Annotated in this window: 16 protein-coding genes; 5 read left to right on the top strand and 11 right to left on the bottom strand. The window is 47.0% G+C overall.

The features are described 5' to 3' along the window. Nucleotides 1-46: 46 nt before the first annotated feature. Entirely contained in the window at nucleotides 47-1,219 is a 1,173-nt protein-coding gene (locus KCTCHS21_RS03470; protein WP_130605140.1) for an ABC transporter permease, read from the bottom strand. Continuing rightward, complete coding sequence (locus KCTCHS21_RS03465) at nucleotides 1,203-1,835, bottom strand: biotin/lipoyl-containing protein (protein ID WP_130605139.1); 633 nt, start codon at nucleotides 1,833-1,835, stop codon at nucleotides 1,203-1,205. The genes KCTCHS21_RS03470 and KCTCHS21_RS03465 overlap by 17 nt, the downstream gene beginning before the upstream one ends. Nucleotides 1,836-2,117: 282 nt before the next feature. Here KCTCHS21_RS03465 and KCTCHS21_RS03460 point away from each other — a divergent pair, with 282 nt between their 5' ends. The 4 genes from KCTCHS21_RS03460 (at nucleotide 2,118) to KCTCHS21_RS03445 (ending at nucleotide 5,438) form a co-directional block, all read left to right on the top strand. Continuing rightward, nucleotides 2,118-2,684 (top strand): TetR/AcrR family transcriptional regulator, encoded by a 567-nt coding sequence (locus KCTCHS21_RS03460; protein ID WP_130605138.1) that lies wholly within the window; start codon nucleotides 2,118-2,120, stop codon nucleotides 2,682-2,684. A 131-nt stretch (nucleotides 2,685-2,815) separates the two neighbouring features. Next, a complete protein-coding gene (locus KCTCHS21_RS03455) occupies nucleotides 2,816-4,129 on the top strand; it encodes a helix-turn-helix transcriptional regulator (RefSeq protein ID WP_130605137.1) in 1,314 nt (437 codons plus the stop codon). Continuing rightward, the gene (locus KCTCHS21_RS03450) at nucleotides 4,116-4,919 is read left to right on the top strand and encodes a WYL domain-containing protein (RefSeq protein ID WP_130605136.1); all 804 of its coding nucleotides are present in this window, start codon (nucleotides 4,116-4,118) and stop codon (nucleotides 4,917-4,919) included. The genes KCTCHS21_RS03455 and KCTCHS21_RS03450 overlap by 14 nt, the downstream gene beginning before the upstream one ends. Nucleotides 4,920-5,015: 96 nt before the next feature. Then, nucleotides 5,016-5,438, top strand: coding sequence for a hypothetical protein (locus KCTCHS21_RS03445; RefSeq protein ID WP_130605135.1), 423 nt, complete (start codon nucleotides 5,016-5,018; stop codon nucleotides 5,436-5,438). 327 nt (nucleotides 5,439-5,765) lie between these two features. Here KCTCHS21_RS03445 and KCTCHS21_RS03440 read toward each other — a convergent pair whose 3' ends face one another. After that, complete coding sequence (locus KCTCHS21_RS03440) at nucleotides 5,766-6,914, bottom strand: glycerate kinase (RefSeq protein ID WP_130605134.1); 1,149 nt, start codon at nucleotides 6,912-6,914, stop codon at nucleotides 5,766-5,768. 170 nt (nucleotides 6,915-7,084) lie between these two features. On the opposite strand from KCTCHS21_RS03440, the gene KCTCHS21_RS03435 reads away from it, so the two are divergent. Beyond that, nucleotides 7,085-7,714, top strand: coding sequence for a YfbR-like 5'-deoxynucleotidase (locus KCTCHS21_RS03435; protein ID WP_130605133.1), 630 nt, complete (start codon nucleotides 7,085-7,087; stop codon nucleotides 7,712-7,714). A gap of 136 nt (nucleotides 7,715-7,850) precedes the next feature. Here the strand turns inward: KCTCHS21_RS03435 and KCTCHS21_RS03430 are convergent, their stop codons facing one another. The 8 genes from KCTCHS21_RS03430 to KCTCHS21_RS03395 all read right to left on the bottom strand — a co-directional run bounded on the left by KCTCHS21_RS03430 (nucleotide 7,851) and on the right by KCTCHS21_RS03395 (nucleotide 20,634). Beyond that, nucleotides 7,851-9,686, bottom strand: coding sequence for a glycerophosphoryl diester phosphodiesterase membrane domain-containing protein (locus tag KCTCHS21_RS03430; RefSeq protein ID WP_130605132.1), 1,836 nt, complete (start codon nucleotides 9,684-9,686; stop codon nucleotides 7,851-7,853). Between the two features lie 194 nt (nucleotides 9,687-9,880). Beyond that, on the bottom strand, nucleotides 9,881-12,997 hold the full coding sequence (locus KCTCHS21_RS03425) for an RCC1 domain-containing protein (protein WP_130605131.1): 3,117 nt from the start codon (nucleotides 12,995-12,997) through the stop codon (nucleotides 9,881-9,883). Between the two features lie 19 nt (nucleotides 12,998-13,016). After that, complete coding sequence (locus KCTCHS21_RS03420) at nucleotides 13,017-13,715, bottom strand: response regulator transcription factor (RefSeq protein ID WP_162309258.1); 699 nt, start codon at nucleotides 13,713-13,715, stop codon at nucleotides 13,017-13,019. Between the two features lie 193 nt (nucleotides 13,716-13,908). Continuing rightward, nucleotides 13,909-15,942 carry a sensor histidine kinase gene (locus KCTCHS21_RS03415; protein WP_162309257.1) on the bottom strand — a complete coding sequence of 678 codons (2,034 nt, stop codon included), beginning with the start codon at nucleotides 15,940-15,942 and terminating at the stop codon, nucleotides 13,909-13,911. 286 nt (nucleotides 15,943-16,228) lie between these two features. Next, nucleotides 16,229-17,161 (bottom strand): ROK family protein, encoded by a 933-nt coding sequence (locus tag KCTCHS21_RS03410; protein WP_157993935.1) that lies wholly within the window; start codon nucleotides 17,159-17,161, stop codon nucleotides 16,229-16,231. A 13-nt stretch (nucleotides 17,162-17,174) separates the two neighbouring features. Continuing rightward, nucleotides 17,175-18,926, bottom strand: a complete 1,752-nt coding sequence (locus KCTCHS21_RS03405) for a class I mannose-6-phosphate isomerase (protein ID WP_130605127.1) — start codon at nucleotides 18,924-18,926, stop codon at nucleotides 17,175-17,177. A 15-nt stretch (nucleotides 18,927-18,941) separates the two neighbouring features. Beyond that, nucleotides 18,942-19,769, bottom strand: a complete 828-nt coding sequence (locus KCTCHS21_RS03400; RefSeq protein WP_130605126.1) for a carbohydrate ABC transporter permease — start codon at nucleotides 19,767-19,769, stop codon at nucleotides 18,942-18,944. A gap of 1 nt (nucleotide 19,770) precedes the next feature. Beyond that, on the bottom strand, nucleotides 19,771-20,634 hold the full coding sequence (locus tag KCTCHS21_RS03395) for a carbohydrate ABC transporter permease (protein WP_130605125.1): 864 nt from the start codon (nucleotides 20,632-20,634) through the stop codon (nucleotides 19,771-19,773). Nucleotides 20,635-20,672 lie beyond the last annotated feature (38 nt).

The raw sequence follows: 20,672 nt of genomic DNA, 5'->3' as shown, positions 1-20,672 counted from the left end.
TGACGACTTAGAAAAATCCCCCACGATTTGAATCATAATCCTCTACTTAACCGCTAACTGACGAAACTCCCGAATCTGCCTGCTGCCCCAAGGAGGAATTAGCTTTACGCGCTTCCCGTAGAAACAGCAATCCGATTAACAACGACGCTACGCCAATAATAATTAGCAATGCCCCCATTTCCAAGCTATAGGCGGTTAGCACCCCATTCCGAAATGCCATTCCACGTATTAAACGGTTAAGCCAGTTCATCGGCAACGCCCATGCGGTAACTTGGAAAAACGCCGGAAACGCAAGCGGTGTCAACTGAATTCCCGTAGCGAGGAATGACGGGTACAATACAAGGCTTGTCCGCGAACCCACTTTTGACGCGTCTTTAGCTGAATAACCGATCAATAACCCCATGACAGACAAAGCAAATGAATATACTAACAATGGGATAATAAAAAGATATGGCGCCGCTTCAAACCGCATATTTCCCACTTGTTTTAATAATCCATAGCTTAGGAGCAACGAAAATGTACTCAGAACAGCGTAAGGCACAATTCGAACCCAAAGCTGTGCAGGGGATTTACCGTTTGCAAACAGCTTCCCTTCTTTTCGGAGACGAGGGGCAATGGATCCTGCAGCGCTGGTTGTAATTATTAACACGATAATGTTCACAAATCCAAGAACCATAAAGCCGACATAGCTTGTCGTCGGATTAAACAGCATTCTCTGTTGGAGGGACAGCGGGGATATAAGCCCTTTCGATGCTTCAGCATCCATCCCTTGTTGAGCGAGACGGGTCATCGAAAGAGTCATATTTTCCGTCGTGATAATCTCCTGAATAGCTGTACGAATACCGGTTAGTCCTGAGGGCATCGTGTTATCCATTAAAATCCCGATATTCGAAGACACTCCCTGTAGCTTGCGCAGCTCCAACTGGTCGGGAATCATGATAACCGCTACAGCTTGCTCATTTGCCAGCAATGTTTCGGGATCCATGCGGCTGGCGAATACATTCATGACCTTCATATATTGGGAAGCATTCATTTTAGATACCAACTGCCGCGAATAAGAGCTGTGATCCTCATCAATCACAACTACTGGTGATTTACTGATTTGGTTTTTCGAAAACATTAATCCAAAAAACAAAGCGGCAATAAGCGGGGCGATAAAAATAAAAATGAGAAATTTACTGCCTGCTACGTACTTCCACTCCTCAATTAGCGATTTCATCGAGGTCCACCTCCGCAGTCATACCCGGAAGTAGACCAGCGATTGAGTCTATAGATATTCTGACATGAAACATGCTTAAATCTGCCTGCCCTTTCTCGCGCGTCATACGCAAGCTAGCAAACTGGGGGGCGGCCGAAATCGAAGCGACAACTCCATCGACCTGTGCAGGACGCTTCAGATACGGAAACTGAACATTGACACTTTTATTAACCTCAAGCTTTTGAATTTCACTTTCTTGTACATAGAGGTCTGTGTAATAGACATTCTTTTGCACAATTGCAACTGGCATCCCTTGCGTGAGCTGATCCCCCGGCTTTACAACGATTTTGTTAATTAATCCGTCATCCGGCGAAAGCACATCTGCTTCGCCTCCTTCGGCTAATTTAACCTTAAATAGAATCTCTCCCTGTTTGACGGAATCACCTATAGCCGCGTTTATCTTGACGATTGTCCCGGCACTTTTGTCATACACGATTGTTTTTTGCTCCGCCTCAAGCACACCTTGTTTCCTGCTCTCAGCCTGGCTAACTGCATCCTTACCTTTAGCAGCAAGAAGCGAACCCCCTGCGATAACCACTAACGCTATTCCAATATACAATCCCACTTTAAGCTTCATTGTTCTATCTCTCCCTCTCCATGAATGTTTCTAACTATCCTGCTTTTCGTTTCAATTCATCATGATTTTAGCTGTGCTTTTATACCCTCATGCCCTTATTCCTCCTAAAAATGAAGCTCTAAATATTATGATCATAATATATTATAGTCATCATATTTTAAACCAGTCAATAGCTACGTTTATTCTTACTTCTAGCTGATGAAGGCAAAGGGAAATTGACACCCTTTATTATGATGATTATAATATTTTAAAATAAGTCTATGCCTAATGGAGTGATTTGAGATGCCTTATCCCGAAGGCCATAAGCTAAAAGTTAGAGGCAAGATCATCCAAAGTGCCGCTCAAGCTTTTCGAACAAATGGTATCCGCGACATAAGTGTCCCTTTCATTATGAAAGGTGCTGGCCTAACTCATGGCGGGTTCTACTCACATTTTGACAACAAAGAACAGCTCGTCGCCGAAGCCTGCCGATATGCCATCAGCGATACGCTCCAACTATTGCAAGAAGCCGCGGAGCAACAGAAGCAAGGACCCAAAATCAATGCGGTCATTGATTACTATTTAAGCCAATATCACCGTGATGTGACGGAGATGGGCTGCATTTTACCTGCCCTTTCTGGTGAAATATCCCGTTCGTCAGAAGAGATTCGTCAAATCTTCACCCAAGAGCTGGAGCGAATGATTGATTTTATATCCGATATAGCTGGAATCGATAAATCTACAGGTAGTTTTCTGCTCAGCACCATGGTCGGGACGCTTGTTCTGGCGCGATCTGTTAATGATTCCAAGCTAAGTGACAGCCTCCTAACATCAGGAAAGCAGCATGCTAAAGCGCTAGTTATGACCTGATTTCTTCCAAATCCTACACATCTGTAAAAAGCCTGATTATATTTCTCTCGAAATATTTCCATTTCCCCCAACATTCATCATTGTTACAATAGTCTTAATGACATGTTCGGCAAAGAGTTGGGGGAACACAAATGGCAAAGGAAAGCTTTGATAAAGAAATTCAATTCCTCCGCATGCTATCGCTCGCCGGCGGTGCTTACAGCCGACAGCAGTTCGCAGAACGCCTCGGTATATCCGTACATACGTTTGATAAGACATTACGTAATCTCAAGGAAATTATGAACACTGTTTATCAGCGTCTCCCACAGGATCAAGGAAAAGAGCTATCGGAGGGCCTGCGATACAATTACTACGAGTCTGCCGATCCGCTACTCCTCTTTCTTTTTCGTGCCAAATCCCTAAAGGAATCAGAAAGCATTCGGTTATCCTTAATATTGACGGCGCTGCAGCACAAGTCCCTGACGACCTTAGAGGTGATGGACGCCTGCAGTGAAAATATGCCTGATACTTTTTCTCTCCCTGATGAAAAAACAATTCGTGGTGATCTTAAATATTTAGAAGAGATTGGTGTCATCTTAAAATCTAAGGGTAGTCGTCCCTATGGCTACAAAGCTGCAAATGACTTAGTGACCCGATTATCCGATGATGAGCTTATCGACCTCTATGACTTTGTTGATATTATGGCTAATACGCAGGTTCCATCCGTTCAAGGATACTTGCTGCGTGATAATTTGAAAAAGGCACTCCGGCAGAGGGGCTTGGATGTGACTGTAGTGGAGCCCTACCTCTATAAGTATCACTATCATTCTCGCATTTTGGATGAAGCGCATTTATATACTGTTTTTCTAGCTATTCAGCAGAGAAAAAAGCTGAGTTTTCTTTATCTATCGCCAAAAAGAACGAAGAGTTATGCCTCCAAAAATACGAATCCACTCTTCGAACGCGAAACGGAGGGTGTTGCAGTAATCGTCATTCCCCTTCGTGTCATATACGACCATCAATACGGACGGTGGTACCTCGTTGCTCACAATTCTCGGCAAGGAATTATGAAGTTCAGGATGGAAGGATTAACACAAATCGAGCAAGAGGATACCGTCGAGGAAGCGGAATTTGCACATAAGCTTACTAACTTAGAGGAACAACTGAGATATAGCTGGGTGACCGATACAGGCCGTTCGATGAAGGTCATTGCTCGATTCCACAATCCCGATAGCTTTGGGCCCAACTTTGTTAAGGAACGGGTGCTTTCTCAAGGACAGTGGGGCACGATTACAGAAGAGTCTGATTCTACTTTTCTCTATGAAATTATAGTTAATGGATTATTCGAGATTAAGCCGTGGCTTCGCAGCTTCGGTTCTAGCTGTGAGGTACTGGAGCCAGCTTCGTTAAGGCGGGAGTTCATCGCGGAATGGAAGGAGATACAAGCTTATTATGAACCTGTTTGAGAAAATTTTTAATTATCAGGTCATCACTCGCCTAGACGAAGCAGGTTCCCTAGCATTAACCTCTCAGGAGCGGGGTTGGTTGAAAACATTATTAGAGCACCCGGCATCCTCCGACGCCTTTACAACTGGGACATTAGAAAAGCTAAAGCTGATGCTGGAGGCTGAAACATCTACTGATATTAAAGAAGTCATCATTGAAAAGGCAAGAAGCCGTGAGAAGCAAGTCTATCATCCTCTTCTGCGTACTCTGCGCCGGATTATGATACGTAGTGGAGGTATACGGATCTCCTACCGAATTAAACATGGTGGTGTAAAAACGGATCAGTCTGGGTTTCCCTATAAGCTGGAGTACTCCATGATAAAGCGAGAATGGTACTTAATCTGGTACAACACCCGACATCACACGCTAATGTCATCGAAGCTTCTCAACATCGTCTCCATTGAAGAAGTGGCGCTACCTGATGCTCATGCCCGAATGCTGAAAGTAAAGCTTGCCGATCTGCTTGACAGTCGCCAGGAGCAAGCTGTCATTGAGATTGTTCAAACATACAATCAGGAGCTGTCTCGTATTTTGTATGCTTTCTCTTGCTTCGAGAAAACAGTTAACTACGAGGAAGATTCGAATACCTATCGGCTTCGTGTTACATTCCTAGCAGATGAAAGTGAATTCCTGTTATCTAAAGTTCGTTTTCTAGGAATGCGGGTACGAATTGTAGAGGGCGATAAACTCATACGTCGGATGAAAGAGTCCGCTTCTAAGGCGCTTGCGCGTTATGGAGTAGTGGAGTGAATCGGGATGGAGGCTCGCTTCTATTGGTGCAGTTTGTCGGCTGACGGGGGCGGTAGTGAACGGGGGGTTACTTTTTGCGGGCTGTAGGCGGAGTTAGTGAACGGTAAGTTCTCTATTGTTTCTTTTTGCGGGATCGCGGGGGCGTTAGTGAACGCTGAGTTCTCTATTGTTACTTTTTACAGGGTCGCAGGGGTGTTAGTGAACGCTGAGTTCTCTATTGTTGCTTTTTGCGAGCTGGCGGGGGTGTTAGTGAACGGTGGGTTCTCTATTGTTGCTTTTGCCGGGCCGGCGGAGGCGTTAGTGAACGGTGGGTTCTCTATTGTTGCTTTTTGCGGGCTGACGAGGGTGTTAGTGAACGGTGGGTTCTCTATTGTTGCTTTTTGCGGGCTGACGAGGGTGTTAGTGAACGGTGGGTTCTCTATTGTTGCTTTTTGCGGGCTGACGAGGGTGTTAGTGAACGGTGGGTTCTCTATCTATTGTTACTTTTTTCAGGGTCGCAGGGGTGTTAGTGAACGCTGAGTTCTCTATTGTTACTTTTTTCAGGCTGTAGGCGGACTTAGTGAACGGTGGGTTCTCTATTGCTGCTTTTTGCTGACTGGCGAGGGCGTTAGTGAACGGTGAGTTCTCTATTGTTACTTTTTGCAGGCTGGCGGGGGTGTTAGTGAACGGTGAGTTCTCTATTGTTACTTTTTGCTGACTAGAGCGGGGGCGGGGGTGAAGCGGGAGTTTGCTAGTAAGGTGTGCGGCTGTGGGATCGTGCAAAACCCACAGCCAGTAGGCTGTAGGTTTTGCAGTTTGTTACCGTGTCATCCACGGTGCACTATCTCCTCAAGTTGCGCCCAACTGTTAGTGACGAGACGTGAAACCAGTCGCTCGAACTAAGCGAAATAGCTGCAGCGTCGTTTCTTCAACCCATTCGGTTGTTCGAGGGATTGCTTCCTGTAGGGAGCATGGTCCCTGAACTGCTGAGAATGCAGCTGTAAGACCCAGTTCATCAAGCTCATTCGCCGTTAGTTCCTTGCCTCCACAAATCCCCAGTACAGGTACTCCATACTTTCGGGCGTATCGGCAGACACCAGCTATCGTTTTACCTGATAAGGTCTGCTCATCCAGTCTGCCTTCTCCTGTCACGACAAAATCGGCATTTTCCAAGGCAGCCTCAAACCCAGTCGCTTGTAAAATAAGATCGATTCCCGGATGAATTTCGGAATGCAGGAATACCGCTAATGAAGCCGCTATTCCACCAGCAGCCCCTCCGCCTTCCATCTCCCTTACTTCCAGCCCTTTCTGCGCAAAAATCAGATCTGCAAGTTTATTCAAACCTTCATCAAGGCGGGCAACTGCTATTGCATCAGCACCCTTCTGTGGACCAAATACTGCGGAAGCACCATTGGGACCAACTAGCGGATTCGTGACATCTCCCGCTGTCCTAAAGCTGCATTCCGTAAGTCGTGTATCCAAGCCTGACTCATCGAATTGGACTAACTCCCTAAGCGAGCCTCCACCTTCCGCTAATCGTTCTCCATCCGCCCCGTAAAATTCCATTCCAAGCGCACGAAGTAGCCCCATGCCCCCATCATTCGTGGCACTTCCACCAAGACCGATGATAAAGCTCCTGAATCCCATGTCTAACGCATTGCGAATAAGCTCACCTGTTCCCCGACTTGAGGCAACCAGTGGATTCCGCTCCTCGTCCTTCAGCAGAGGAAGTCCACTCGCTCTCGCCATCTCGATAACAGCCGTCTTGCCATCACCAAGCACACCGTAAGCAGCTTGAACCGGTCTGCCTAGCGGATCCGAAACCGTAACTTCCCTCCAGGTTCCGAACGTAGAGCGAACTAATAGTTCTGCCGTTCCTTCCCCTCCATCTGCCAGCGGATGCATAGACACGATAGCATCAGGGTATACCCGCTTCACCCCCCGTGAAATGCTAGCGCATAGCTCATCCGCTGATGCCGAGCCTTTAAATGAATCAGGTGCCGCAATAACCCGCATAACTTCTCCTCCTTTTCTCTTTTCAACTCTATACTTACTCCCCACTATTTAATGGCGTTGTTGGCCTCCCCAGTAACTTCCTTATGGAGTTAATAATCCAATAACAAATAGATTGTATACTGAACGTAAAGCAACTTACCATACATTCATCTGAGAAAGGAACTGAAAATATGGGTATTCATACGTACTTCCAATCGCTGACCGATTTAGAACGAATTATTCGTTGCCCAGGTAAATTCAAGTTCCAGGAACATAGTGTATCCGCTCATTCTTGGAAGGTTGTTCAATATGCCAAAACATTGGCGGATATTGAAGAAAGCAATGGAGTCACTGTGGACTGGAAAAAGCTATACGAAATAACAAGCAGTCACGATTACGGTGAAATTTTTATCGGAGATATTAAAACACCTGTGAAGCATTATTCACTAGAGCTGCGGGCCATGCTGCAAAAAGTAGAAGAAGGAATGATCACTCATTTCATTGACGAGCATATCCCAGAGGATCTCAAACCTACATTCCGCAGGCAGCTACGCGAAGGCAAAGACGATTCCGTTGAAGGGCAAATATTAGAGGTTGCTGATAAAATGGATCAAATCTATGAGGCCTTTGCAGAGCTACAAAGCGGGAATACGGAGAAAGAATTCGTCGTGATGTATCGAAGCGCTCTTATCAAAATAAAAAAAATCAAGCTTCATTGCGTTCAGTATTTTCTGGAAAATATTTTACCCGATTTGGTTAGTGAAGGCTCAAGATCCCCCATCGATATTGCAAAGATTACGAATGAAGCGTTAGCGTCTTAGATACTGCTCCCCCTTATGTTATTCCCCTCTTTAACACCATAAATTAACTCCATTAACCCAAAATCTCTTCTATAGATTGGTAAAAGCCCCAAGCGGGACCTCCGCATGAGGCTTTATTTCCGGTTATGGCTAACACTCAAAATTTCAAATTATTAAACCACTGGGTCAACACCAACAGTGGACTCTTTCTAAGCTCATCATCAACGGAAATCGCATCCTCGGGGTAATCTGTTATGATACCGTCGACACCCATGCTGAAAAAACGTCCCATGCTTTCTGTGTTATTTACTGTCCAGACATAGAGAGGCTTGTTATGCCGTTTGGCCGAAGCAACGACCGATTCTTTGACCATATATTCTTCCATAACGACAAAATCGGCACGAATTCGCCCCATATCCGGAACACCGGCAAAAATAATATATCCCACCTGAAGCTCAGGCGCCGCGGCTTTGACCTGCTGCACGATTTCATAATCTAACGACTGCACAATACATTCATTTTCAAAATGATTATCACGCACAATCCGGATGAATGTATCCACCAGATTTTGTTCTTTGCCATGTGTTTTGATTTCAATGTTTAGCTTTATTTTGCCTCTGGCCTTATCCATCACTTCTGCCAGACTACTAATTCGTCCTGTGAAATTCCCCTGCTTCACTTGCAGCTTTCGTAATTCATCCATTGTCAGATCATACACCTGTGCATGGATACCTGTCAGACGCTTTAAGTTGGTATCGTGTATGACAGCAAGTTCCCCATCTTTGGTTTCCAATACATCAATTTCTGCATAATCCGCCTTTGCCTCAATAGCACCCTGTATGGCTTCGATCGTATTTTCCGGTCCTTGGGAAATGTATCCTCTATGAGCCATAATCTCAACTTTATGATCCGCTATCTGAATTTCACCAATGGCTGGCAGTAGAGAAAGTGCCGATGCAAAGACAGTAGCTGAGCCGAGTACAATCAGCTTTCTTTTATGCTTCTGCAGCAATCCCTGATTCTGAATGGAACGTTCCTCCCGGCTCTTCGGCTCAGGAAGATGTAGCACGGCATGATCGGGGTCTGCTTTAACCATGTATAACCGGGTAATTGTCGTAATGTACAGTGGAATAACAAATAGTGAGGCCAGATAGAGGGATAATATACTACTCTTCAAAGCAACTCCCCTCACAACGCCAGCAAATACCGTCTGCTTCTCCCACAGGAAGTATAAAAGGCCCACAGCTCCCATTATGACTATCATCAGCAGCATGACAACGAGCAGATACAACAGTACTACCGACACAATGACCACTGTTATGCGGATATATCTTTTTTTAAGAAGTGCAGCGCTTTTTTTCGCCGCCTTCCGAAAGCTTGCCGCCCCCTCGATCACCACAATAGGAAGCAAAAAGATCCAGCGAGCATTGAAAAATAACATAACTCCCAACACGCCGATCAGCAGCAGTATTCCTCCGCCTGTTTTTACAAGCTCGCCCGAGATAAAGTTCGGAATTTCCAAAGAAGGCAATAGCGAAGCGCCCACCCCCGCTCCAAGCGGAAGAAACAGCAGCAAGTAGATTACCAATCCTAGAAATCCATATTTGAACAAAGACGGAAGATAGGAAAGTGACTGTAAAAACGCAGGAATAAGCCCGATTCGCTGCCTTTTCTGACCGTGATACGAGAGAATAATTAGAACCGAAAACTCTAAAAAAATCAGTAATGTGGCGATAGGAATCAGAATCAGCATGCATAACAAGCCATACTTACTCATCGCAAATTGCAGCAGCTCGTAATTGGTAGCTCCGGCAAACCCGCCTAAGCGAAGAAGTCCACGAAATATGGATGAAATGGCCGGAATAAAAATAAATAACGTTAGCGTCTTATATAGAAGCTCGAAAATAATTATTTCCCTGTAAGAAAAAGCAAGAATCCGAAAAATATCGGTAATCTGCTTGTGTATCGGAACCTTTGGAACCTCGCTCATCATTTTGCACCTGCTTCCACTAACGGACTGCACCTTTTCTATTTTTAGATAACAATCAACATACTCCTACTATACTTAAGAGCTACCGTTAAGAGCAAACAAGCAACCCTGAAAGTATCTCTTCTCTAGATCGGCAAAAGCCCCAAGCGGGACTTCCGCATGAGGCTTTTGCCGATTCAGGCTAGCACTACCTTTCCTTATACCTTTTGTAACAAACGTAATAACATCGTAACTGCTTCCGCGCGATTAATGAGGTCCATTGGACGCAACTTATTATGGGCATCGCCTACGATGATTTGCTCGCTAATAACCGCTTCATACGCTTCTTTCCCCCACAACGGAATGCTGTCGGCATCGGCGAAAGAATGACTTGCTGTCTGGCCGTCGCCCTTAAACGTCGGATTCGCAAACTTAATGGCGCGGTAGATAACAACAGTCATTTCCGCTCGGGTCATTTTACGGCTCGGATCAAAGTTGCCACCTGGGTACCCTTGGAAAACCCCGATATCCACCAGCTTTCCGATCGCAGCATTAGCCCAGGTCGGCCAAGTTTCATTGCCGTGTCGGACCTGCTCCTCGGGCTTACCTTTGTTTAACCCGAGTGCTCTTGCAAGCATGACTGCGAATTCGGCTCTAGTTACTTGCTCTTGAGGACGGAAGGTTCCATCCGGGTAGCCGGCAACGATCCCTTTATCCACGGCTAGAACAATGGCCGAGTGAGCCCAGTGACCAGATACATCAGTAAAAGATACAGGTTGCTTCGTTCCCGTGTCGGGCTGTGACGGATTAGGACTACCTCCGCCGGGATTCCCTGGTTTCGGATCTGTCTCTGGATCTTTCCCGCCGGGATTCCCCGGTTTCGGATCTGTCCCTGGATCTGTCACGCCGGAATTTCCGGGGTCTGGATCGGGGTCAGGGTTGGGAACAACCCTCGTGATAACTACGGGAACGGTCGTCTCGATTCCTTTGAACTGCGCAATCAACGTAATGTTGCCCGGACTCAATCCGGTCACGACGCCACTGGCGTTAACGGAGGCTATCGTCGGATGGGATACGACAAACGTGGTCTGAGAGGTCACATTCTCCGTTTCCCCATTCCAGTAATAAGCGGTTACCGTCGTCGCAACGGTCTTTCCTGTCAATGTCTCATACTCTTCCGCTCCAAAAGCGATCCGCTTTACGAAAGGAACAAAATCGATCTCAACCGCTTGCCCCAGCTGAGTCCCCTCGCGAATGGCCCGGATTGTAGCCTTGCCGGCGATATGTGACGAGATATGCGCAGAATACCGGCCATAGGTCGTTTCCGTCACGCTACCGACTTCCCCTAAGTCTGTAACGAATTCCACTTCACCCCCGCTTTGCGTCAAGGCATTGCCGAATGAATCGTGGAGCTTCAATGCAATTGTCGCCGTATTCTGCCCATTGGCCGGAACCGGTCCGGAATCCGCCTTCAGCTCAGAGTTACCTGCATCGGCATCGCCCGACCGGAAAACCACTCCCGCGGTGAGTCCCAAAGAAAGATCGTCGAGATAGACGCTCACCGTGGACGCTCCCGCTTCCGTGGAAGTCAATCGAGCCTCGTATTGGCCGAATCCAAGCTCGGTTACTGCACCTACCGTTCCGCGCGTGGCCCCTAATGACACATTCGGCACGCTCGATATCATGGCGTTCCCCAATGCATCCTTGAGCTCCAAAGTCAGCTTAAAGAAGCTGGCCCCATCGGCGGTAACCTCCTGGCTCGGCGTTACAATCAGGGTAGACATGTTTGCGCTTGGTGCTCCGGGAGCTACCTGCACGCTTATCTTAGTAGAAAATGCCAAACCGTTAACCGTAGCAGTAATATCGCTCTTCCCCACAGATTCGGATCTGAATTGCGCGGTATATTTTCCTGCACCCGCATAGGTTACGGGTCCGACAGATCCCCGACTCGCAGTCATCTGTACATTGTCGGTAGCAATATTAAGAGCGTTGCCTTCATTATTAAATAGCTGCAAGGTAACCGATACAGAATCTCCAGCTCTTGCGGAGGTTGCCGATTCCGCAGACCATTTTGTTCTCGTAGCTGTACTCAAGGTGATTTGAGCCAGCTTCTGTATGAATGTGGTCTCGGGACGGTTGCCTCCCAATACATTGGCAAGATTACCACCTACGCTCCAGACGGAGCCATCGCTCTTGACTATACTCGTGTGAGCGTTGCCGGCAACGACCGCTGCCACGTCGGTAACCGGATCGCCGCTTTCGGTTTCGGTTACTTGACCGGGCAACGGATCCGAAATTTGACTCCAGCTTCTTCCTAATTGATAGGTTGCTGTACCCGAATTATTATTGGAGCCCCACGTCCATAACGTTCCGTCATTTTTTACCGCAACGGTATGTAGAAATCCTGCAGCCATATCCTTCACATCGCCGAAAGGTTGGCCGTCCGCTCCAAGAACGGGAAGGGCTTTGGTTGAAAAGGAGTAATCGCCTGTTCCAAGCTGCCCCTTGGAGTTGTCTCCCCATGCCCACAGCGTGTTATCCGCCTTAAGCGCACGGGAGTTATAACCCTTCGCCGACAACAGCTTCACCCCGGATAGATGGTCACCGTTCCCGTCAATAACCGATACCGGATAGGCTCTAGTCGATTGCGTCCCGTCCCCCAATTGACCATTGGTGTTCATTCCCCAGGCCAGCACTTCGCCTGAGTCGGTTATTGCTAGCGAATGAAGCTGCCCTCCCGCTACAGCTTTAATGCCGCCAAGCACGACGGAGCTGGACGCCATAACTTGAACAGGAGTCGAAACCATAGTCGTCACTGTTCCATTGCCGATCTGACCGTATATATTACTTCCCCAAGCCCACACATGACCCTCTTCGTCAAGCGCGACGACATGAGATTCGCCCGCCGATATTTGTGTGATTTTCTTATTGGAGAATCCTGTGATCTTGATAGCTACATTCGTGGTACCGCTACGACCAAGCTGCCCCGCTGAGTTGGTGCCCCAAGAATAGACCGTCCCATCGCTTTTAAGCGCGATCGAATGACCCGATCCCGCGGATATCGCGATAACGTCGGATAAAGGTTGACCGTTCCCGTCTTTGACTACCGAAGCGTATCCGCGATTGCCCGTCGCACCTACGCCCAACTGTCCTTCGATGTTTCTCCCCCAGGACATGACCGTCCCGTTGCTCATTAGGGCTAGCATTACATAATTGCCCGCAGCAACAGACCGCACCGTTAATGGTGCCTGCGCGCTATCCGCGTTAGCGATCCTATAGCCCGTCAACTGCTCGGCAAATAGCAGAAATAGTAGAATATAGGTAAGCTTTTTCACTTCGTATCCTCCAGTGTGCTCAATCTTCCGTCCAGCAGAACTTGTAACCGAAGCCGCGAACCGTTTGAATATACTTAGGCTCGGAAGGGTTACTCTCCAATTTTTTGCGCAAATAACGGATATGAACGCTCACGGTATTCTCCTCGCCCGTCCCGTCCAGCCCCCAGATGCGGTCGTACAGCAAGCTTGCGCTGAATACCTGATTAGGATGATTCGCTAGAAAGAGAAGCAGCTGACGTTCTTTGGCGGATAATCCGATCGTCTTTCCTCCAATCTTAACGTCGCAGCCCTGCAAATCGATCTCCAAATCATGGTTGCGCAATCCGTTCTTGTCATTCGATTGTTTCCAATAGGCATAACTGCGCAGCTGCGTCCGAATACGTGCCTTCACGACCTCGACGTCAAAGGGCTTTACGATATAATCGTTCGCCCCTCCTTCTAGACCGGCTACGATATCGCCGCCTTCCTTGCGGCAGGTAACCAGAATAACCGGAATATCCGAGCGACTGCGGATTTCGGCGCACAGTCCCATCCCGTCCCCATCGGGAAGATTAATATCCAGCAAAGCCAAATTCGGAATTTCTTGATCAAGCAGCGCGCGTGCTTCTCTAACGCTTCCGGCGGTCGTCACGCGATACCCGCAGCTCTCCACGCATAACCGTAGCAATTCACGAATATCGCGTTCATCTTCAACAATCATAATGTGCGTGTCCGACATATTCAGTACCTTCCTCTCCCTATTCATTCCGTTTATATTCGATAAAATCGTTTGAAATACGTTCAGATATGACACGGACACTTTGTATAGCGTAGTGGAGCCAGTTTAAGAGTAGATTAAGAGAATCCAAGTCATTTATACCTTCATCATACAAGCTGGCGCAAAAAAAAGAGACTGGCCATTACTCCGTCTCCTACTTTTCCCCCGCTTCTTCCTGCTCCCGCAAATCAACAAATCGCAACGGAAAGCAGATGTAGAAAGTGCTCCCGAAGTCGGATGAGCTTTCAAGTCCGATCTCTCCAAGGTGCGCGCTCATGATCTCCCTACAAATCGTCAGTCCAAGCCCGGTTCCTGTAACCTCACTTGTCTTGGCCGCCTGTCCCCGATAGTATCTCTCAAAAATATGCTCTTGCTCCTCCTTGATGATTCCGTGGCCACTGTCGCTGATCCGAATGATTACTTTCTCTTTCATAGCTTCCGACTCATCAATCTTTGCTTCAACTTGGATAACGCCGCCCGCGGGCGTAAATTTACGAGCGTTCGACAACATATTTACTACGACTTGCTCCACGCGCATCGGATCGGCATATATTGCCGCGCTTCGTCCCGATCGCTCAGACTCATCCTGAAGAGGCGTCCATATGAAAACAAAGCCTTGTTCCAGCATATCCAATTGCACCTTGCTGCACAGGTGCTCAAAGAACTCCGAAAAGGGAAGCAGCTCGTAATCGAATTTAATATGCTTATTTTCCAGCCTGGCAATTTCCAGCATATCGTCAACCATTCGCTCCATGACTAACGTTTTATCATGAATCACTTGTAGGTAACGAGTTTCACCGGGTGGTATCGTGCCGTTTAACATAAGCTGGACATAACCTTTGATCGCCGTTATCGGCGTATTTAATTCATGGCTTACCTCGGAGTACATATTGCTGCGAATATCGTCGATGCGTGATAATTTCTCATTGGCATTCTGCAGCTCACCGTTCACTTTCTGGAGTGCCATGTTCGTGGAATGAAGCCGTGTCATGCGCAGCAGGCGCATGATGATAATAATACCGAGACAGCACAGTGCTCCGCCGAAGCCGATAAAGGTCCAACTAATTTGGGCAAGCGCGTGCTGCGATGTCAACAGTGTTTGCGTCGAAGGGAAAAGTCCGAATTGCCCGCTCACCGCTCGACCGAAAGCAAGCCCTCCCACGAATAGCACGTTGCCGATCGCGAATACTTTTATTTCCGCATCCCTTCGCCGCTTAAGAGCACGGAACAGCACAACGATCAGAACGAGCAAAAGACCCGGCGAAATATATTCGTAGAATAGCTGATAGAACAGCAGCTGCACTCGTTCCCCGAATAATAACCATCCAGCTAAGGCAACAATCCCGTAAAACATAACCGCGTAACCTAAATTCCGTATCCACTTACTTCCTTTTGTGCCGACAATCGCATGAGTGACCAGAATGCCGCTGGCATGACCGATATACCAATTCAAGTGGATGACGGATCCCCAAGTCATGAGCGACTCCGGGCGGATGGCATATTGCCATCCCCCCCACAGAACGGTTAAGTCGATAGCAATGCTGGCGAAAAATACGGCAAAATAAATAAACAGCACCTGGCTGCGATACAATAAATATAAAACAAACGAAATCGCGCACAACAATGCTAGCACGATAGCCCCGGCCCACATCGGCGCCTCCGTCCGCATCAGCTTAAGCGCTAGGTCGGATGTACCTCCTAACCATACCTCAAAGCCTTTCTCCAAGTTGTGATGCGGAGAAAGGCGCGCAAGCAGCACCTGATCGCTTGCTCCGGCCTCGTAGGCGACGATTTTCCACGAAATAAAGCCCGGAGGCAGAAGCTTGTCCGATGCAAAGACCGGTTTGCCATCCACCAACAAGGATATCTCATAGGGTTTAACTACGTATGAATAAACCATTAGCTGGTTAGTAGAGTTATTTTGGTAAGGCAATTTCGCTCTCAGCCACAGTTCCTCGCCCGCTTTCGCGCCCTCACGATCGGAATCTATCGATGCGAACGGCTGCCATTGACCAGGCACCTGCCCTTCCGGTACGCCTCCGTAATAATAAGAGTCCCATATTATTCTTGTCACGGCGGGTTTGCTCTCGGATGTGCCTGCATACGCCGGAACTGCGATCAAGACTGAGCTAATAGCTATTATAACAATTACAATCCACGCTGCTTGTAAAAACCTTGGTCTACTCATGTCTATCCCGCTTCCCCCTTCCGACACTGCCGACAACGCAATCATTTCCCTAAGTTTACTCCGTCCCGCCTCATTCGCATAGAATCCAGCGGAAATAATAACATAATAGCCTGCCTAGTTTAAGAGCGGATTAAGAGTTTGCCTCCAATTGCTTATACTTCAGCTCGAGGCTAGCGGTTGGTAACTACAACCCCCTATAGCGGACTTTCACCACCTAGTTAATCGCCATGCGTGGCACACCAAAAAAGAGGCCAACCAGAAGTTTCTGGCTGACCTCAATCCTATGTCATTCCTCGCAAACCAGCGAAGCTAATCCCAACAAAACCGAAACATCAGGGTCATTGGCAACGACCATTTTTACATCGCCCCAAGGCGTCCAGCTTCTCTGTCTAACTCTTTCACGTAAAATCGGAACAATGAAGTCGCTCGCTTTCATTAATCCACCACTTAAGATAACAGTCTCGGGATCATAGGCATGAATCATATTTACGATACCCGCGCTCCAATGGTTCAGTAAGCCTTCCAATACGTCGACCCCTACCTGATCACCTTGCTGAGCAGCCTCTATAATATCACTGTATCCCAGACTTGAACACTTAGACAATACACTGTTAAAATAGGTCGGATGTTGCTTAACAGAATAAGACAATGCCCAATGGCCAGCTTGTGCTTCCAAGCATCCTAGGTTGCCACAATTACATTCATTCCCATATACATCTGTTGTGAAATGCCCGCCTAATATCCCCGCCTGAGAGTGTTTACCTCTCACCACTTGTCCGTTCATGATCACGGCAGTTCCAATTCCAGTTCCGAAAGTTAAGAGGACAGCATCCTTCTCACCTTCTGCCACGCCATACGCGATTTCTCCAAGTAATGCAGCACGAGCATCATTCTCAAGCACCATGGGTAAAGAGAAGGCTTCCCTCGCCCAGTCCTGAAAGTTAAAGCCCACTGCATCCGAATATTTCTCATTAATCGATAGAATGACGCAGTTCTCTACATCAACTAAACCTGGCGTTGCGATTCCAAGACCCGAGCAATCGGAAATGGAGCTGCCTTGCCTCTTCAATAACACTTTAATTTCTTGTTCTACGTCCGATAATCGGACGATCATACCCTTATCAGAATACGAGGGGAGATTCGAACGTCCCACGATCTTTCCTTGGTCCACAAGACCAATTTTTATATTCGTTCCCCCGAAATCAATGGTGATGATCATCTTCTCAGCCACCTTACCCCTGTCGTACAAAAGCCTTGATTGTGCCATGATTTCCTTCAATACTTCTTTCACTAGGACGAATCGTATAAGCCCCTACTGCTGCCGGTACAATGAAGGTTTCTGCATAATGGACAACGAACGGTGCGAAAGCACTCGTCGGACTTTCAACGATCACTTCTTCGCCTTCGACCAAATTCAGAATTTGTACTCCGCCGTTCGTGTGGTGAGGTGTGTTTCCCTTAAACCAATGTCTACGCGTCTCAATAAATTGAGTCTCGTGCAAGCCCGTCCTCTCCTCCGACCAGTTGTCCCCCTGCGCAATCAGTACGATGGGATTAATCAATTCCTTCTCCACCCATTCCGTCGATCGATCCCACTTGATATTACGGGCACCATGCTCAAGGTGGATCGGTCTAGGTTTGCCATCTAATCCAACCTGGTCCCAATCCCATAGTTTGAAGGTAAAGATATATGGAGTCGCGCTAATCTCCAGTACCATCCCATTCGTACTCGAGCAATGGACTGTTCCTGCGGGAATCGAGAAGTGATCGTGCTTCTTAGCCGGGAACACATTTACATATTGCTCAGCAGGAAACGAGGCTTCTCCGGCTTGGGCCCGTTCTAAATCTGCTAGCATCTCCTGCGGATTGATACCTTCCTTCAATCCTAGGTATACATTTGCCCCCGGCCCGGTATCCAACATATAATAGCTCTCGTCTTGCGTGTAGTTCATCCCGAATGTCTGTCGAATATAGTCGGTAAGTGGATGAACCTGTAGGCTGAGATTCCCTCCGCCCATCGTATCCAGGAAATCGAAGCGAATCGGAAACTCCGCACCGAACCTTGCATAGACTCGCTCCCCCAACAAAGCAGTCGGTTCGAAGAAAACTAAATTGATTGAAGGGACTTCAAGACGAATATCACCGAACAGCATGTAAACGCTATTCTCTTCCGGTACGCCGTCAAAGCCCCACGCATACGGGTTCGTTTGTTCCTCTAAGCCGATATGCTCCTGTAGCCAATTTCCTCCCCACACACCAGGGTCAAAATAAGGCACGAGGCGGAAAGGCTGGCTTATCATTTGCTTAAAGCTATCGAACAGCGCTTCCTTGCTAACAAGCTTCGGATCATCCTTCTGGTTGGTATCCAGATAGTAATGAGACTCTGGCAGTAACGAACGTTTGAGCCGATCAGCGGCACGCCATTCGATAAAAAATCCTCTTTTATATTTACGAAGAATTTCCTCGTCTTGATTATCGACTAGCCAATTGCCAAACTCACGGCTACGGTATCGCTGTTGAATTTCCCAACGAGCCAAGTCTGCATAGATGGTGCAATCGCCTTTGGCAATTAAGGAGGCTCCTGTCCCGATAACGATTACGATACCTTTCGATACGGCATTAACTTCAGCACGAAGCTGTTCCAGCTTGTCTTTATCATAGAACTCCTCAATTCCAAAGGGAGCCATGTACCCGAATACCCGGTCATCTGTAAGGAAGCGACTAATCATCGTTTCTACTTCGTTAATAGATTTAGCTGCGATTTCTGATTCAATAACCTTCACATTCGGTTCTTGAAGGTTAACCAGCAAGCCCTTAACAATTTCCTGCACTCGAACAGCAGGATAACATTCAATCGTTATTATGCTTTTCAATTGTCCATTCACACTTCTGAAAATCTCTTTGGCAATAGCCTCATAACCTCTCCATGCTTGCTCATTCCAATCTTTAATTCTCGTAAACGGCTCTTTATCGTAATTCAACATCCGAGATTCACTCCTCTATGATTTAACAGTTAGTAGCATTCCTTTAATAAAGTTACGTTGCAGAGCAAAGAATAAGATTAAGGTCGGTATAGACGTTAGAACGATTCCCGCCATCAATGTAGTGATACCAGAGCGGAAGAACATCCCTTGCATGGTCGATAGGCCAGCCATAACAGGACGAACGGTTTCTGAGCGGCTTAAGGTCATTCCGAATATGAGATCGTTCCAAATCCACGTGAATTGAAACAGAATGAGCACAGAGATCGGCGGGATAAGGAGAGGGCATATAATTCTGGAAAATATACCGAAGCTTCTAAATCCATCTATTTGTGCCGCCTCAATAAATTCATAAGGGATCGTTGTCATATAATTGCGGAGCAAAAATAGACAGAAAGGGATCGCAATTGCTATATAGAACAGAAGCATGCCCCAGAAGGTATCGTAGATCCCTAGCTTCTGATAACCCTTAAACAAGGGAACCAGGTACATTTGGAAAGGAAATATTGTACCGCTGTAAATGAGCAGGAACCAATAAAACCCACCTTTTAGGCGCAATATAACAATTCCAAATGCGGCTAACGCTGCAATGAATATACTTAGAATTGCACCTAAGAAGCTGTACAAAAAGCTGTTCAGCATTCCACGACCCAGATTCCCCATGTTCAGGGCTTCTTTCATGTTCGCGAACAGATGGAACGATTGAGGCCATGTCCACATATTTCCATGCGTGTAGTCTTGGAACGATTTAGTTGCGTTCATGAGCACTAGTCCAATTGGAAGCACCCATACAACCGCAAGCACGATAATTAAGCTGTACGAGGAGATTCTAGCGAGCCTATTCATGTTAAGCCTCCTTTACTATCGTTTTCCTGAGATAGAACCAAGATACGGCAATAGATGCGATAGTCAGCACAATGGAGATTGCCGCGCCTTGTCCAAAGTGAAACAGCACGAAGGATTCTCTGTACATCGTGACTGCAAGCGTCTCAGATGAACGATATGGCCCCCCCATAGTCATGACCCAGATAAGATCGAATATTTTGAAGCTGTTTACTAAGGCCATCCCCATAACGACTATTGTTATCGGATTCAGCAAAGGGAGCGTGATGCTCCAGAAAGTGCGCAGCCGGCTGGCACCATCGATGGAAGCTGCCTCGAAGGGATCTTTAGGCAGGGCGCCCAATCCAATGAGGAATAACAGCATATTCGTTCCGGTTCCTTGCCAGACCGAAGCGACGATCATAGCATACGTATTGTAAGGAGGAGTGCTCAACCATTCCATCGCAAGCCACTCCATGCCTATTTTATTCAACAAAAAATTAATTCCAGTTTGCGAGAACAGAAAAACCCAAATGACTCCCACAACAGTAAGGGACATGGCGTAAGGAAGATAAAAAATATTCTTAAAAAAACGCTGACCCTTGATATTCTGCAGCAGGACACTAAACAGCAATCCAAGCCCTACCGGAAATACCAATGTTGCAACAACCCATATGAAGGTATTTTTCAGCGAGGTAATATACGTTAAGTCTCGAAATATGTTAACGTAATTCTCAAACCCTACCCATTTGGGAGCACCCAGCCCATTATCGTTAGTGAAGCTGACATAGAAGGTATACAAAATCGAGGTTATAAAAAACGCGGTAATAATAATCGCAGCGGGCAACGTATAACACAATGCAACGCCGTGTTTCTTTAAGTACTTCATCCACTTTCCTCCTGTATTTATCCTGACAACCGTACTAT

Source organism: Cohnella abietis (assembly GCF_004295585.1).
GTDB lineage: Bacteria > Bacillota > Bacilli > Paenibacillales > Paenibacillaceae > Cohnella > Cohnella abietis.
Note: the sequence above shows the minus strand (reverse complement) of the source record. Positions and strands in the feature narration are given on the sequence as shown.

What these genes read in the sequence shown, in the direction of transcription:
- KCTCHS21_RS03470 (WP_130605140.1), bottom strand. Translation starts at nt 1,219, where the DNA reads ATGAAATCGCTAATTGAGGAGTGGAAGTACGTAGCAGGCAGTAAATTT.
- KCTCHS21_RS03465 (WP_130605139.1), bottom strand. Translation starts at nt 1,835, where the DNA reads ATGAAGCTTAAAGTGGGATTGTATATTGGAATAGCGTTAGTGGTTATC.
- KCTCHS21_RS03460 (WP_130605138.1), top strand. Translation starts at nt 2,118, where the DNA reads ATGCCTTATCCCGAAGGCCATAAGCTAAAAGTTAGAGGCAAGATCATC.
- KCTCHS21_RS03455 (WP_130605137.1), top strand. Translation starts at nt 2,816, where the DNA reads ATGGCAAAGGAAAGCTTTGATAAAGAAATTCAATTCCTCCGCATGCTA.
- KCTCHS21_RS03450 (WP_130605136.1), top strand. Translation starts at nt 4,116, where the DNA reads ATGAACCTGTTTGAGAAAATTTTTAATTATCAGGTCATCACTCGCCTA.
- KCTCHS21_RS03440 (WP_130605134.1), bottom strand. Translation starts at nt 6,914, where the DNA reads ATGCGGGTTATTGCGGCACCTGATTCATTTAAAGGCTCGGCATCAGCG.
- KCTCHS21_RS03435 (WP_130605133.1), top strand. Translation starts at nt 7,085, where the DNA reads ATGGGTATTCATACGTACTTCCAATCGCTGACCGATTTAGAACGAATT.
- KCTCHS21_RS03430 (WP_130605132.1), bottom strand. Translation starts at nt 9,686, where the DNA reads ATGATGAGCGAGGTTCCAAAGGTTCCGATACACAAGCAGATTACCGAT.
- KCTCHS21_RS03420 (WP_162309258.1), bottom strand. Translation starts at nt 13,715, where the DNA reads ATGTCGGACACGCACATTATGATTGTTGAAGATGAACGCGATATTCGT.
- KCTCHS21_RS03415 (WP_162309257.1), bottom strand. Translation starts at nt 15,942, where the DNA reads ATGAGTAGACCAAGGTTTTTACAAGCAGCGTGGATTGTAATTGTTATA.
- KCTCHS21_RS03410 (WP_157993935.1), bottom strand. Translation starts at nt 17,161, where the DNA reads ATGATCATCACCATTGATTTCGGGGGAACGAATATAAAAATTGGTCTT.
- KCTCHS21_RS03405 (WP_130605127.1), bottom strand. Translation starts at nt 18,926, where the DNA reads ATGTTGAATTACGATAAAGAGCCGTTTACGAGAATTAAAGATTGGAAT.
- KCTCHS21_RS03400 (WP_130605126.1), bottom strand. Translation starts at nt 19,769, where the DNA reads ATGAATAGGCTCGCTAGAATCTCCTCGTACAGCTTAATTATCGTGCTT.
- KCTCHS21_RS03395 (WP_130605125.1), bottom strand. Translation starts at nt 20,634, where the DNA reads ATGAAGTACTTAAAGAAACACGGCGTTGCATTGTGTTATACGTTGCCC.